Source organism: Parabacteroides sp. MSK.9.14 (assembly GCF_019041495.1).
Taxonomy (GTDB): Bacteria; Bacteroidota; Bacteroidia; order Bacteroidales; family Tannerellaceae; genus Parabacteroides; species Parabacteroides merdae.
The window spans coordinates 76,030-91,812 of the sequence record NZ_JAHPXO010000013.1 but is presented as its reverse complement, the minus strand read 5'-3'; the positions used below and the strand labels follow the sequence as shown (position 1 = coordinate 91,812).

The window sequence follows — 15,783 nt, the reverse complement described above, 5'->3', positions numbered from 1 at the left end:
CCATGACAAAAGAAAACATTATCAGACAAGCGTATGAGGCAGCTGTTGAACGCTATGCAGCTGTCGGTGTGGATGCAAGGGAGGCAATGGACAAATTGCAGAAGATATCTCTTTCGATGCATTGCTGGCAGGCGGACGATGTGAGCGGTTTCGAGAACCAGGGCGGTTCGCTGACGGGCGGAATCCAGGTGACAGGCAACTATCCGGGACGTGCCCGCACGATCGACGAAGTGCGTGCCGATGTCTTGAAAGCGGCTTCTCTGATCGCTGGTAAACATCGCTTGAACCTGCATGAAATATATGGCGATTTCCAGGGCAGGAAGGTCGACCGTGACGAAGTGGAACCTGCTCATTTTGAGAGCTGGATGCAGTGGGCGAAAGAGAACGGGATGAAGCTGGATTTCAACAGCACTTCTTTTTCGCATCCGAAGAGCGGCGACCTGACGTTGGCGAATCCCGACGATGCGATCCGCAATTTCTGGATCGAACATACGAAACGCTGCCGCTGGATCAGCGAGGAGATGGGCAAATACCAGGACGATCCCTGTATTATGAACCTGTGGATTCACGACGGCAGTAAAGAAGTTCCCGCCAGCCGTCTCAAATATCGTCAGATACTGGAACAGTCGCTCGACGAGATTTTTGCAACTGAATATAAGAACATGAAGGATTGTATCGAGGCAAAACTGTTCGGCATCGGTCTGGAAAGTTATACGGTCGGTTCCTATGATTTTTACTTGGGTTACGGTGCGAAGAAGAATAAGATTGTGACGCTCGACACGGGCCATTTCCATCTGACGGAAAGTATCGCCGACAAGGTTTCGGCCCTGCTTCTTTTTACACCGGAGATCATGTTGCACGTGAGCCGTCCGATTCGTTGGGACAGCGACCATGTGGTGATCCTGAGCGACGACTTGCTCGATCTGGCACGCGAAATCATCCGTTGCAAGGCATTGGACCGTGTGCATATCGGCTTGGACTACTTCGATGCGACGATCAACCGTATCGGGGCGTACGTGATCGGTTGCCGTGCAACGCAGAAGGCTTTTATGCAAGCCCTTCTTGAACCATCGGCAACTTTGCAGCAGTACGAAGCCGAAGGCAAATATTTCCAGCGTTTAGCTCTGCAGGAGGAAATGAAGAGCCTTCCGTGGACAGCCGTCTGGGATATGTTCTGCCTGCAAAACGACGTCCCGGTAGGTGAGGATTATATCGCCGAGATAGAAAAATACGAAGCGGAAGTAACAAGTAAACGTTAACCTTAGGGGCGAACACACAGGTTCGCCCTCTAAAAATAACATATATGGAAATAATCATCGGATTGATCATAATCGCAATCGGTAGTTTCGGGCAGAGCAGTTCCTACGTTCCGATCAACAAAGTCAAGGATTGGAGCTGGGAAAGTTTTTGGTTGGTGCAAGGCATTTTTGCCTGGCTCGTCTTCCCATTCTTAGGAGCGCAGCTTGCCATTCCCAATGGGAGCAGCCTCTTGGAACTGTGGAGTGCCGGCGGAGCTGCGGGGGCCGTTATCTACGGAATCTTGTGGGGGATCGGCGGGTTGACCTTCGGGTTGAGCATGCGTTATTTGGGGGTTGCGCTCGGCCAGAGCATCGCGCTTGGAACGTGTGCCGGTTTCGGGACGCTTTTCCCGGCAGTTTTTGGCGGAACGGATTTGTTTCATGGCGATGGCCTGGTCTTGCTGATCGGTGTGTGTATCACGCTTGCCGGTATCGCCGTGATCGGGTATGCCGGAAGTCTTCGCGCCCGTAATATGACCGAGGAGGAAAAGAAAGCGGCTGTAAAGGATTTCGCGTTGACGAAAGGTTTGCTTGTCGCTCTTTTGGCCGGTGTGATGAGTGCCTGCTTCAATCTGGGCCTGGAATCCGGCGCTCCGATCCTTGAGAAGGCGAAACAGTCCGGCGCAAGCGAATTGTTCGCACTGAATCCGGTCATCCTGTTGGTGACGATCGGGGGTTTTATCACGAACGCCTCTTATTGCCTTTTCCAGAATGTAAGGAACAAGACGGGGAGAGATTATTTCTCCGTATCAGGCGGTACTTTGCTGAATAATGTCTTATTTTGTGCGCTGGCAGGTGTTTTGTGGTATTCGCAATTCTTCGGGCTGGGAATGGGAAAGAGCTATTTTGCCGAATCTCCGGTGATGCTGGCCTTTTCATGGAGCATCTTGATGTCGCTGAATGTGATCTTCAGCAATGTGTGGGGCATTATATTGAAAGAGTGGAAAGGGGTGAGCCGGCAGACGATCGTCGTTTTGGTTTGCGGCATGTGTCTCCTGATATTCTCACTTTTGCTGCCTAATTTGATTTAAGATAATGATCGGATTGGAGATAGGCATGGGACGTTAGTTCGATAGGTATGGAACTTAATTTCCATAGGTATGAAATTAAGCTCCCGTGCTTGTCTGTTTTTTGCCGGGTGAAGAACAATTTTGAGCCGGGGGCGTGTCCCTCATAAAAAAGATATATAAGTAAAATGAAAACAATCAGAAACAATGAAAAATTGATGGCCGAGATTGGCCGTATCGCTGAAGTGGCCGGCTATCTTTGGACAAAAGGATGGGCGGAACGTAACGGTGGTAACATTTCCGTAAACCTGACCGACTTGATGAACGATGTCGAAAAAGCACTTCCCGCACTGGGACCGGCTATTCCTTTACAAGAAGCGATGACCGCTCTTGCCGGACATATTTTCTATGTCACCGGTACAGGAAAGCGGATGCGTTATGTAGCACAGGAACCGTTGGCCAACGGTTCCTTGATCCGTATCGCCGGGGATGGAAAAAGTTATGATATTATTGCTGAACAATTGATTTTGCCTACTTCCGAGTTGCCTTCGCATTTGATGATGCATAATTATCTGCGTGGCCTGGGCCGTGATAACAGAGTCGTTCTGCATACGCACCCGACCGACCTGATCGGCATGACGCATTGTAAACCGTTCTTGGATTCGGATGTCATCACCCGTACGTTGTGGAGCATGATTCCCGAATGTCGTATCATTGTCCCGAAAGGAGTCGGTATTGTTCCCTATGAAATACCTGGGACACTGGATTTAGCACGTGCAACCATTAAACAATTGGAAAAGCACGATGTCGTATTCTGGGAAAAACATGGTATTTTGGCAGTCGGTGAAGACCTGATCGAATGTTTTGACGCAATCGACACGCTAAGCAAGTCCGCCCAAATCTATTTCAGCGCACGCATGGCAGGATACGAACCCGCCGGCATGACTGACAAGCAGTTGGATGATTTGGTTCCGGCCTTCGGTTTGTGATAGGTTACGATCGTAAATGATGATTTATAGGTGTGTTTATAGCAACGAGGTATAGCTTTGTTTGTCACTACACCGGTAAATCATCATTCATATAAATACCATATACCATGAAAACATTATTTATTCTTATATCTCTATTCTTTGCCGTATCATTGTCCGCTCGGCAGCGCGATAGTCGTGTACGCGAATATCTACCTCCCGCACGCATCGTCTGGCAACAGGAAAGCCAGTTGATACAGGGTGCAAACCATTTGCTTCTTTCTGGAAACGGACAATCCAATCTTGTGAATCATAACATCTGTAAGCTTTCGAGCACCGACCGGCAGCATCCTGCCATCCTTCTTGATTTTGGAAAAGAACTGCAAGGCGGCTTGCAAATAGTAACCGGCATGCCGGCTTCGCACGAACCAGTCGCCGTCCGGATCCGTTTGGGTGAGTCGGTAAGTGAAGCCATGTGCGATATAGATGGGGTGAACGGTGCTTCCAACGATCATGCCATGCGCGATTTTACTATTCGCCTACCCTGGTTGGGGGTTATGGAAGTGGGTAATTCTGGGTTTCGGTTTGCTCGGATTGATCTTTTGGACGATTCCGTCGAATTGCATATTAAAGAAATACGTGCCATTTCCGTTTTTCGGGACATCCCATATAAAGGCTCATTTCGTTGCAACGACGAACGGCTGAACCGGATTTGGCAGACTGGTGCTTATACGGTACATTTGAATATGCAGGAGTATATTTGGGACGGCATCAAACGTGACCGTTTGGTCTGGATTGGTGATTTGCATCCGGAAGTGATGACGGTCAACACTGTTTTCGGATATAACGAGGTGATACCGAAAAGCCTTGATTTTATCCGCGATGCAACGCCGTTGCCTGGCTGGATGAACGGGATGTGCAGTTACTCCATCTGGTGGTTGCTGATCCAGCGCGACTGGTATTACTATCAGGGGGACTTGGCTTACTTGAAGGAACAGAAAGACTATTTGACCGGTTTGCTCCGTCTTTTGATCTCCAAAGTCGGTGACGACGGCGTCGAGAAGCTCGACGGAGGAGGACGTTTCCTCGATTGGCCGTCCAGTGAAAATCCGGTTGCCATCGATGCCGGCTTGCAAGCCTTGATGCTACAGGCGATGAAAGCCGGAAACGAACTTTGTAAGGTGTTGGGCGAAGATGCGTTGGCGGCAGAATGCGAGGCTGTAGGAAACAGGATGACCAAGGCCGCTTCGAAGGTGATAAAACCTTTCCTGAAGTCAGGTGTTGCTCCGGATGCTCCTGGATCGAAACAGGCAGCTTCCCTGTTGGCGTTGGCCGGACTGATGAAGCCGGAAGAGGCCGATCGGAGATATCTCGCAGTTAATGGAGGGCATGGATTCTCTACTTTTTATGGTTATTATATGCTTCGAGCGATGGCTGCTGCCGGCAATTATCAAGGGGCGATCGACGTGATACGCCAATTCTGGGGTGCGATGCTCGATTTGGGTGCAACTACTTTTTGGGAAGATTTCAACTTAGACTGGTTGCCCGGCGCTTCTCGCATCGATGAATTGGTTCCGGTAGGCAAGAAAGATATTCATGGCGATTACGGGGCTTATTGTTATAAAGGTTTCCGCCATAGCCTTTGTCACGGTTGGGCTTCTGGTCCGACTTCCTGGCTGAGTGAATATGTGTTGGGTGTCCAGGTTGTGGAGCCGGGTTGCCGCGTTGTCCGGATCACACCGCATTTAGGTGACTTGGAGTGGGTGGAAGGAACGTTCCCGACTCCTTACGGTGTGATCACTATCCGTCACGAAAAAGGCGCTGACGGGAAAGTACGGAGTCGGATCGATGCTCCGTCCGAAGTAAAAGTTGTACGATAATCAAATCAGATAAAGATATGGTAAAAAAAAACACGCTGTTGATCTGCTCACTTGCCTTCTTCTCGCTGATGGGTTGCAAAGGTAAAAACGAGCTTACGGTTCCGGTGAACCTGCGAACAGAATACCTGCGCGAACCGATCGGTTTGGATACGAAAAGTCCCCGTTTCACTTGGGAATACAAAGGAAGTGAGAAGAACTTTTTGGCTTCCCGTTCGGAAATCCGTATCGGGACCTCGCCGGATAACCTGCAACCGTATACCGATAATATGACATTGGAACCGCATACCCGTTACTATTGGAATGTGACGGTATGGGATCAGGATGGAGACATTTGCGAGACTTCGGAAACGGCTACTTTCGAGACTGCCAAATTCAAGTCGTCCGACTGGTCGGGAAAATGGATAACCGACAGTCACGATAAGGAGTTCGAGCCGGCCCCCATGTTCCGCAAAGCTTTTACATTGGGAAAAGAGATTGAAGAAGCCCGCGTGTATGTGGCTGCCGCTGGTTATTACGATTTGTTTATCAACGGTAAGCGGGTAGGAGAGAACTATCTTGATCCGGGCTATACGCATTTCGACAAACGTATCCTATATGTGACACATGATGTAACCTCTCTTTTAAAACCGGGTGGCAACGCTATCGCTACCGTTTTGGGTAACGGCTGGCACAATGTACAATCCAAAGCTGTCTGGAATTTCGAGACTGCCCGTTGGCGTAACCGTCCCCGGATGCTCTGTGAATTGCGCCTACGCTATACCGATGGTACGACTGAAGTCATCGCCACCGATGAAAGTTGGCGTACCGCGACCGGTCCCTATACCTATAACAACATCTACAGCGGTGACAAATACGATGCCACGTTGGAAGAAAATGGTTGGAACGCGGAAGGGTTCGATGACAGCAAGTGGGATCCGGTACAAGTTACGGAAGCTCCGGCTCCCTTATTGGCCGCCCAGCAGATGCCGGGTATCCGGATTACGGAAGAATTGCAGCCTGTCTCGATGAAGAAGTTCAGCGATAAACTTTATGTATTTTCATTCGAAAAGAATTTTGCCGGTCTGTCCCGATTAAAGGTGAAAGGTGCTCCCGGTACGCGGATCACTTTGAAGCATGGAGAGTTGCTGAAAACAGACGGTCGTCTGGAACAGGGAAATATAGATGTCTATTATCATCCTGTGAAACCGGGAGAGGTTTTCCAGATGGATGTGTTCACACTGAAAGGAACAGGTGAAGAGGAAATCTTTATGCCTTCATTCGCCTATCATGGTTTCCAGCATGTGGAAGTTGAAAGTTCGGCTCCCGTAGTCCTGACAAAAGAGAGTCTGACCGGACTGTTCATGCACACAGCGGTAGAGCCCGTAGGCTCCTTCTCCTGCTCCGATCCGTTGTTGAACAAAATATGGAAGGCGACAATGGAAGCCTATCGTAGTAACCTGCACAGTATTCCGACCGATTGCCCGCAGCGTGAAAAGAACGGCTGGACGGCCGATGCGCATGTAGCAATCGACCTCGGCCTGTTAGGTTTCGACGCCATCACCTTGTATGAGAAATGGATGAACGACTTCATTGATAACCAGCGCGAAGCCGGTGAGATCTCCGGTATTATCCCCTCCAGCGGCTGGGGATATGGTGAATGGCCCGGCCCGGTATGGGATGCCGCCATGTTTATCATCCCAAATGCTTTGTATAATTATTATGGTGAGACACGCAGTATCGAGAACCTGTATCCTACGATGTTGCGCTATTTGGATTATTTGAAAGCAAAAGAGAAGGACGGTGGTTACCTGACCTTCGGTTTAGGAGATTGGGTGTACTGGAAGTCTACGACCAATAACACTTATACCTCTACTGCTTATTATTATTTGGATTACACCTTGATGGCCCGTTTCGCCGGACTGTTGGGTAAAGATGCCGCCCCTTATCGGCAGAGAGCCGACGAGTTGAAGGCCTTGGTCAACCGTAAGTTCTTCAATCCCGAAACGGGGGTCTATGCTGAAGGAACCCAGACGGCACAGGCGATTGCCCTCTATTTAGGAATCGTACCGGAAGGTAAGGAGCAGTTGGTCGCCGATAAACTTTGCGAGGTCGTGCGTGCCAACAACCATTTCCTCGATTTCGGCCTGCTCGGAAGCAAGTCTGTTCCGGCCATGCTGACCCGCTACGGCTATGTCGAGGATGCTATGAAGATGATTACGAAGACGGAAGCTCCCTCTTGGGGCTATTGGGTGGAAACGATGGGATATACGACGTTGCCTGAAACCTGGACGTTAAGTCCTGAGTTCCGCGACGCCTCCCTGAATCATGTCTTTATGGGAGATGTCTCTGCTTGGATGATGAATCAGCTTGCTGGTATCAACTACGATGCTGTTGAACCAGGTTTCCGCCATATTCTGATTACGCCTCATTTCGTGGAAAGAGTGAATTGGGCGAAAGGTGAGTATCATTCTGTACGGGGCTTGATTTCGAGCGAATGGAAACGGGAGGGAGGCAAAGTTACTCTTACCGTGACGATCCCGTCCGGCTGTACGGCGGATATCCGTGTCGGCGATAAGACGGAAACAGTCGGGTCTGGTACACATGTGAAAACTTATTAAACGAGAATACCATGAAACATTATTTTCTGTTGTTACTGTTAATCGGATGTATCGCTTCCGGCCATGCTGAATCTGGCTGGAAAGCCCATTGGATCAATACGGAACGTTGTCAGAGCGAGACGAACACCTGGTTGGCTTTCCGTAAAACCGTCCATATAGACAAGGTTCCGCAAACTCTTACCGCCCGCATCGCTGCCGATAGCAAATATTGGTTGTGGATAAACGGTCGCCTGGTCGTCTTTGAAGGCGGGCTTAAACGGGGACCTTCTCCGTATGACACCTACTACGATCCGGTAGAGATAGCTCCTTATTTGCAAAATGGCGAGAATACGATTGCTGTGCTGGTCTGGCATTTCGGTAAAAGCGGATTCAGTCATGTGAACAGTGGTCTGGCTGCCTTGCTGTTTGAAGCTGTCGCTCCTGGTGTCGAGATCGTTTCCGACAAGAGCTGGCAATGCACCGTATATGATGCCTATCAGGATACTGAGGCGCCCTATCCGAATTATCGTTTGCCGGAAAGCAATATCCGTTTCGATGCCAGGATGGAAATGTCCGGCTGGAATCAGCCCGGCTACACAGGCAAGATGCCGAATGCCGAAATTATTTCGTCTGTCGGGGTCGCCCCTTTAGGTAAATTGGTCGAGCGTCCGGTACCCCTATGGAAAGACTATGGCTTGAAACCGTATGTCAGTGTCCGCCGGTCGTCTGCCGGCGATACGCTTTATTGTCGTCTGCCTTATAACAGCCAAGTGACTCCTTATCTGAAAGTGGAAGCTCCTGCCGGCAAGGTGATCCATATCCGGACGGACAACTATGAGGGCGGTTCTCAATACAACGTCCGCGCTGAATATGTCACGCGCGACGGCGTGCAGGAATATGAGAGTTTAGGCTGGATGAACGGTCACGAGATGCAATATATCCTGCCGGAAGGCGTGAAGGTGCTGGATGTGAAATTCCGGGAAACCGGTTACGATACCGAATTTACAGGTTCTTTCAGTTGCAATGATCCGTTCATGAACGAACTTTGGAAACGTTCGGCCCGCACCTTATATATAACGATGCGCGATAGTTATATGGACTGTCCGGACCGCGAACGGGCGCAATGGTGGGGTGACGAGGTGAACGAATTGGGCGAGGCTTTCTATGCCCTTTCTCCCTCTAGCCATAAACTGGCGCTGAAAGGCATCTACGAACTGATGAACTGGCAACGCGAAGACGGTGTGATTTTCGCTCCGGCCCCGGCTGGTAACTGGCGGAAAGAGTTGCCATTGCAAATGTTGGCTTCGGTAGGTTGGTACGGTTTCTATACCCAGTATTATTATAGTGGCGACAGTAGCTTTGTCGCCGGTATTTATGACCGAATGCACCACTATCTGCACGAAGTATGGCAAGTAGATAAGAGCGGCCTGGTTATCGAGCGTGACGGCGATTGGAGCTGGGGTGACTGGGGAGAAAACATCGATATGGGCGTGTTGGTAAATTGCTGGTATTATTTGGCCTTGAAAGCAGAGAAAGCTTTTGCCCTCCAACTTGGAAAAACAGCCGATGCCGATGAGATCGGCCGTATGATGTACAGTATAGGGAAATGCTTCGACACAAAGTTTTGGACAGGATCAGCATATCGCTCTCCCGGCTATAAGGGAGAAACGGACGACCGTGCACAGGCGATGGCTGTCGTTTCCGGTTTAGCTTCCGCTGATAAATATCCTGCTCTGGTAAAAGTCCTGAAGAAGGAATGCCATGCCAGTCCCTATATGGAAAAGTATGTGCTCGAAGCCTTGTTCCAAATGAATGAACCGGCCTTTGCTTTAGAGAGGATGAAGCAACGCTATGCGAAAATGATGGATTATCCTGAATATACGACCTTGTTCGAAGGATGGGGAATCGGTCCGGACGGTTTCGGAGGCGGTACGATCAACCATGCATGGAGTGGTGGCCCTCTTACGTTGCTGAGTCAGAAAGTGTGCGGTATAGAACCTACCTCTCCAGGTTTTCGTTCCTTCAAGGTTTGTCCCCAAATGGGCACTTTGACCGAAGCCTCTGCTACAGTAGATACGCATTTCGGCAAGATAGAGGTGTCGCTGAAACGCAAAGGTAAAAAGATACAGGCCACCCTTTCCGTTCCCGAAGGAACGACAGCCGAAGTCATCTGGCCCGATGGCTCCCGCAAGAATTTCGATCCGGGGCGCCATCAGGCGAAACATGTAGGCCTTAAAGGAAAAAAATAGTACTTTTGTATCATTCTTTCTATTACTCTTCTGCGGGTAAGCCGTGGTAATTTATAAAAACATCTCCCTTTTCGAGAGGAGCGTGGGGCATGTGATCTTCGTATATCGCCTGGCAGCATTTTTGAAGATTGCATGCCTTTTTTGTGTCCTGCTCAAAAAGGGAAATACTGTCAGGCTACTGCAATCGGTAAGTTAACGGGACGGTATATTGTACGCGGACGACTTTTCCGTCTTTCATCTTTCCCGGAGTCCATTTGGGCATCGACTTGACAATCCGTAAGGATTCTTCATCCAATGAGGGATATAAAGCCTGTGTCACTTTGGCGTTTGTGATGCTTCCGTCTTTTTCGATAACGAATGTGACGACTACTTTTCCCTGTTTTCCCTGTTGCTGGGCTTCTGTCGGATATTTTATGTTTTTAGCAAGAAACTGCAATAATGCATTTTGCCCGCCCGGAAATTCCGGCATGATATCACATGTGTCATAAATCTTGTCTTTTTCCGGTGGAAGCGGATTGGCTGCTTCCATTTTGGAAACAGTAGTGGTGGCGAGAGCAGTCGGCTGTTGGATAACCTCTGCTACCTTTTCATTCAAAACACGTGCCATCGCATCGATATTATTGAGCAATAGCAAGCCTGCGGCCATTGGAACCAGTGCCAGGTATTTCACTTTTCTGGCGTTGTTCGTTCTTTTTTTGTTTAACATAGTAATTCTCTTTTTAAGTGGTAAGACACTGAAATTGTTATATAAATTTGCAATAGCCGTATTGGGATGTTTTACTCCGATCAGATGGTACTGGTATTCTTTTTTGTCGAATCCGGCAAGCATGACTTGTTCATCTGCGATAAATTCATGATTTATACCGATCTCTTTCTTTAGCCACCAGGCAAACGGATTTAACCAGCAGGCGATACAGATGATTTCACCAGCCATCATGTCGATCGAATGCCATTGGCGGACGTGTGTTTGTTCATGGATCAAAATGTCATCAAGCCTTTCCCGTTGATGCGGATCGGATGAAATGAAAATCCAGCCGAAAAAGGAGTAGGAGGCTTCCGCTTCCGGAAGGATACAAACTTCGATGCCGTTCAAAGTGATTTTCCTACATTTCCGGTGTAAACGAGAAACAGTGAACAGCTCCGCCAGACATCTGGACAGCAACAGGCCGGCTCCTGCCAGCCAGATAACTTGCATAACCTTGAGCCCGGTTTCTTTCCAGTCGGAGGCGGCTATTTCATTGCTTGCTGTCAGGACTGTTTCTTTAGGTAGCAACCCTGAATAGTAGCCGACTATACCTGCTACACTTGTCTGGGTGGATAACCAGCCGCTTAAATCCGGTAAAGGGTAAAGGAATGCGATCAGGTAAATCGACAATAACACCCCTCTGCGTAACCTGAAGAACGTATCGTCACGGAATAATAGGCGATAACAGATATATAAAAATGCCAACGCCAGATTTACCTTTAGAAAATAGATTAGTATCGGAGTTATCATATTGATATCTTTATAATTGATTATTCTTCCTTTTCGATCTGATCCATCAAGTCCTGCAAATCGCTTTTGGATAATTTACGATCGCGGACAAAGAAGGAAACCATTTCTTTATAAGAACCGGTGAAATAATTTTGTACGACATTCGACATGAAAGTACGCTTGTATTCCGCTTCTTTCACACGTGGAGAAAAGAGTGTAATCGTTCCGAATTTCTTCGGGGTGACGTACTTCTTTTTTTCAAGGTTCCGGACCACCGATGCCACGCTGGTGTAGGGCGGTTTCGGATCGGGCATTTCGTTCAGTATGTCACGGATGAAACATGATCCTAATTTCCAGATATACAACATCACGCTTTCTTCTTGTGCAGTCAGTCTTTCCATTGTCTTGTTGTTTTTTTGAATTTCAGATTACTATCTTTTCGCAAATCTACTTTATTTTAGTAGATAAGGGTACGTGTCTTATGGTAATAATTGTTAATGAGGAAAAAAGGGCTTCTTGCTTCTGGTGTTGTGGAGGATTTCATTTTCATGCCTGTGTGTTTTGATTTGGACTAACGGATCTTTAGGAAAAAAGTACGATAAGAAGAAGGGAGGCGATAAGCCCTGTTCTTGTTTTTCGCTTTTTATTATGTATCTTTGCCCAACAGAATCAAAGAAAAATACTTACCGGATGATAGACTTCAATATGATACCATCTCCCTGTTATGTGATGGAAGAAGAGTTGCTCCGCCGTAATTTGTCACTGATCAAGAGCGTGAAGGAGAGGGCGGGAGTTAATGTAATTCTGGCTTTTAAGGCGTTTGCGATGTGGAAAGCATTTCCGATCGTGCGTGAATATATTCCGTATTCGACAGCAAGTTCGAAGTTTGAGGCCAGGCTGGCTTTTGAAGAGATGGGTAGTCGGGCACATACCTATTCGCCGGCATATACGGAAGCGGATTTCCCGGAGATTTTAAGATACAGCAGTCATGTGACGTTCAATTCGCTTACGCAGTTCGAACGTTTCTATCCGATGGTGCAGGCGGACGGAAACCGGGTATCGTGCGGTCTGCGCATCAATCCTGAATATTCGGATGTCAAAACGGATTTGTATAATCCTTGCGCTCCGGGCTCCCGGATGGGAGTGGTTAGCGACCTTTTGGACGGTCAGTTGCCCGATGGTGTCGAGGGCTTGCATTTTCATACGCTTTGCGAATCGAGTTCGTATGATCTGGAAAAGACGTTGGGAGAAGTGGAAAAGCGTTTCGGCCGTTTCCTGCCGCATATCAAATGGTTGAATATGGGAGGCGGGCATCTGATGACACGAAAAGGCTATGATACGGAACATCTGATCGGGCTGTTGCAGGCGTTCAAGGCCAAATATCCGAACCTCGAAATCATCATGGAGCCGGGAAGCGCATTTGCGTGGCAAACCGGATTTCTGCTGACGACGGTGGTGGATATCGTGGAGAATCATGGTATCAAGACCGCGATCATAGATGCCTCTTTCACTTGCCATATGCCGGATTGTCTGGAGATGCCCTATAAACCGGTGATTCGCGGGGCTATAGAGCCGGAAGAAGGAAAGCCTGTTTATCGTATCGGAGGAAACAGCTGTCTGAGTGGTGACTATATGGGCGATTGGTTTTTCGAGCAACCCTTGAAAGTGGGTGATAAATTGATATTCGAAGATATGATCCATTATACCATTGTCAAAACGACCATGTTCAACGGAATCCCGCATCCATCCTTGGCTTTGTGGAGCAAGGAGGACCGGCTCGTGATGTACAAGGAGTTCGGCTACGAAGATTACAAGGGAAGAATGGACTGAATCAATTGACAATTAATAAAGAAGAGGAATGTCTGGATTGTAAATCAGGTTGTGCAAATAAAATTGTCGATTGTCAATTGTCAATTGTCAATTATTTAGTAATTTAGCGCACTCATTCAGAAAAGAAATAATTAAGCAATAATTAAGGTATGGGTATTTTTAGCTTTTTCAGTAAGGAAAAAAAGGAAACTCTGGACAAGGGGTTATCTAAGACAAAAGAAAATGTATTTTCTAAGATTACCAGAGCCATTGCCGGTAAAAGCAAGGTGGACGACGAAGTGCTGGACAATCTGGAAGAAGTACTGATTACTTCCGATGTCGGAGTAGATACTACACTGAAAATCATATCCCGTATCGAAGACCGCGTAGCCAGAGACAAATATGTGACGACCAGTGAGCTGACAGCGATCCTGCGTGAAGAGATCGCTTCCCTGCTTACAGAAAATCATACGGAAGACCTGGAGTCGTTTACGGTTCCGGAAGACAAGAAGCCGTATGTCATCATGGTCGTAGGCGTGAACGGGGTAGGCAAGACGACCACGATCGGCAAACTGGCTTATCAGTTCAAGAAGGCCGGTAAAAATGTGTATTTGGGAGCAGCCGATACGTTCCGCGCCGCAGCTGTAGAGCAATTGGTGATTTGGAGCGAACGGGTAGGAGTGCCTATCGTGAAGCAGAAGATGGGTTCCGACCCTGCTTCGGTGGCATTTGACACGTTGAGTTCGGCAAAGGCGAACGGGGCGGATGTGGTGATTATCGATACCGCCGGTCGTCTGCATAATAAGATCAATCTGATGAACGAGCTGACCAAGATCAAGAATGTGATGAAGAAAGTGGTTCCCGATGCACCGCACGAAGTCTTGTTGGTATTGGACGGTTCTACCGGACAAAACGCATTTGAACAAGCCAAGCAGTTTACGGCTGCAACCGAGGTGAATGCTTTGGCGGTTACCAAATTGGACGGAACGGCCAAAGGTGGCGTCGTGATCGGTATTTCGGATCATTTCCGTATCCCTGTCAAGTACATCGGCTTGGGAGAAGGAATGGAGGATCTCCAGGTTTTCAATAGAAAAGAATTTGTAAACTCCCTTTTCGGAGAATAAAGGGAGTTGTACCATAATATATGAGGAAAAATAAGGTAGATATTATAACGCTGGGATGTTCAAAGAACCTGGTGGATTCGGAGCAGCTTATGCGCCAGTTCGTGGCGAACGGGTATACCGTCGAACATGACCCCCATAAGATTAATGGTGAAATCGTTGTTGTGAATACCTGCGGTTTTATCGGAGATGCCCAGGAAGAGTCGATTAATATGATACTCGATCTGGGAGAGGCCAAGAAGAAAGGGAAGATCGGTAAATTGTTTGTCATGGGATGTCTTTCCGAACGGTTCTTAAAAGACTTGGAGAATGAGTTGCCGGAAGTCGACCGTTTCTATGGAAAGTTCAATTGGAAAGAACTGTTGAACGATTTGGGTAAATCCTACTACCGGGAATTGGCTGCCGACCGCGTCTTGACGACTCCCCGGCATTACGCCTACCTGAAGATCGCCGAAGGGTGTGACCGTACCTGTTCGTATTGTGCCATTCCGATCAGTACGGGGCGTTACCAGTCCATACCGATGGAAGAGATCGAGAAAGAGGTTCGCCTGCTGGTGAAACAGGGTGTGAAAGAATTTCAGGTAATCGCCCAGGATTTGACTTATTACGGTTTGGATTTGTATAAACGCCATGCGTTGCCGGAACTGGTGGAACGCATCTCCGATATTCCGGGAATGGAATGGATCCGCTTGCATTATGGTTATCCGTCCCATTTCCCTTATGATCTGCTCAGGGTGATGAGCGAACGCGATAACGTTTGCAAATACATGGATATTGCCCTTCAGCATATCAGCGACCCGATGTTGAAGAAAATGCGCCGTAACATCACGAAAGAAGAAACATATGCCTTGATACGCCGGATGCGGGAAGAAGTACCCGGCATCCATTTGCGTACGACCTTGATGGTTGGCCATCCAGGGGAAACCGAGCAGGATTTTGAAGAACTGGTCGAATTCGTAAAAGAAGCCCGTTTCGAACGTATGGGCGCCTTTGCTTACAGTCATGAGGAAGGGACCTATTCGTTTAAACATTATACCGATGATGTCGATCCGGAAGTCAAACAAGACCGTTTGGATTATCTGATGCGTATACAGGAAGGCATTTCGGCCGAAGTGAACGGTTCCAAGATCGGAAAGGTATTCAAGGTGATGATCGATCGGGAAGAAGAAGATTTCTATGTCGGCCGTACGGAATTCGACTCGCCGGAGGTCGACCCGGAAATACTTGTTTCTAAAGAGAAGCTGTTGATTCCCGGAATGTTTTATAACGTGCGGATTGACGATGCGCAAGCTTTCGACCTGTATGGAAGCGTACTTTAATTTGACATAAAAACTGCAAAGATGTTTGTCGGTTTACGAAAAAATAACTAATATAGCTGCATAATCTATTAATGGACGCGGA

General features: G+C 48.1%; 11 protein-coding genes. 9 read left to right on the top strand and 2 right to left on the bottom strand.

Annotated elements, in window-relative coordinates:
• Window positions 1-2: 2 nt before the first annotated feature.
• From KTG12_RS08980 to KTG12_RS08955, 6 genes are all read left to right on the top strand, one after another.
• Window positions 3-1,259 (top strand): L-rhamnose isomerase, encoded by a 1,257-nt coding sequence (locus KTG12_RS08980; RefSeq protein WP_005638214.1) that lies wholly within the window; start codon window positions 3-5, stop codon window positions 1,257-1,259.
• A gap of 44 nt (window positions 1,260-1,303) precedes the next feature.
• The gene (gene rhaT, locus KTG12_RS08975; protein WP_005638211.1) at window positions 1,304-2,329 is read left to right on the top strand and encodes an L-rhamnose/proton symporter RhaT; all 1,026 of its coding nucleotides are present in this window, start codon (window positions 1,304-1,306) and stop codon (window positions 2,327-2,329) included.
• Between the two features lie 164 nt (window positions 2,330-2,493).
• Window positions 2,494-3,294, top strand: coding sequence for a rhamnulose-1-phosphate aldolase (rhaD, locus tag KTG12_RS08970; RefSeq protein WP_005638209.1), 801 nt, complete (start codon window positions 2,494-2,496; stop codon window positions 3,292-3,294).
• A 107-nt stretch (window positions 3,295-3,401) separates the two neighbouring features.
• Complete coding sequence (locus KTG12_RS08965; RefSeq protein WP_005638207.1) at window positions 3,402-5,153, top strand: alpha-L-rhamnosidase C-terminal domain-containing protein; 1,752 nt, start codon at window positions 3,402-3,404, stop codon at window positions 5,151-5,153.
• Window positions 5,154-5,170: 17 nt separating this feature from the next.
• Complete coding sequence (locus KTG12_RS08960) at window positions 5,171-7,750, top strand: family 78 glycoside hydrolase catalytic domain (protein ID WP_005638205.1); 2,580 nt, start codon at window positions 5,171-5,173, stop codon at window positions 7,748-7,750.
• Between the two features lie 11 nt (window positions 7,751-7,761).
• On the top strand, window positions 7,762-9,978 hold the full coding sequence (locus tag KTG12_RS08955; RefSeq protein ID WP_005638203.1) for an alpha-L-rhamnosidase C-terminal domain-containing protein: 2,217 nt from the start codon (window positions 7,762-7,764) through the stop codon (window positions 9,976-9,978).
• 175 nt (window positions 9,979-10,153) lie between these two features.
• Here KTG12_RS08955 and KTG12_RS08950 read toward each other — a convergent pair whose 3' ends face one another.
• Window positions 10,154-11,473, bottom strand: coding sequence for a TonB family protein (locus tag KTG12_RS08950; protein ID WP_005638201.1), 1,320 nt, complete (start codon window positions 11,471-11,473; stop codon window positions 10,154-10,156).
• Between the two features lie 20 nt (window positions 11,474-11,493).
• The gene (locus tag KTG12_RS08945; RefSeq protein ID WP_005638199.1) at window positions 11,494-11,853 is read right to left on the bottom strand and encodes a BlaI/MecI/CopY family transcriptional regulator; all 360 of its coding nucleotides are present in this window, start codon (window positions 11,851-11,853) and stop codon (window positions 11,494-11,496) included.
• 289 nt (window positions 11,854-12,142) lie between these two features.
• Between KTG12_RS08945 and nspC the strand changes: the two genes are divergently transcribed.
• The 3 genes from nspC (at window position 12,143) to rimO (ending at window position 15,701) form a co-directional block, all read left to right on the top strand.
• The gene (nspC, locus tag KTG12_RS08940; protein WP_155143731.1) at window positions 12,143-13,282 is read left to right on the top strand and encodes a carboxynorspermidine decarboxylase; all 1,140 of its coding nucleotides are present in this window, start codon (window positions 12,143-12,145) and stop codon (window positions 13,280-13,282) included.
• A gap of 149 nt (window positions 13,283-13,431) precedes the next feature.
• Entirely contained in the window at window positions 13,432-14,385 is a 954-nt protein-coding gene (ftsY, locus tag KTG12_RS08935) for a signal recognition particle-docking protein FtsY (RefSeq protein WP_005638194.1), read from the top strand.
• Between the two features lie 20 nt (window positions 14,386-14,405).
• The gene (rimO, locus tag KTG12_RS08930; RefSeq protein ID WP_122115730.1) at window positions 14,406-15,701 is read left to right on the top strand and encodes a 30S ribosomal protein S12 methylthiotransferase RimO; all 1,296 of its coding nucleotides are present in this window, start codon (window positions 14,406-14,408) and stop codon (window positions 15,699-15,701) included.
• Window positions 15,702-15,783 lie beyond the last annotated feature (82 nt).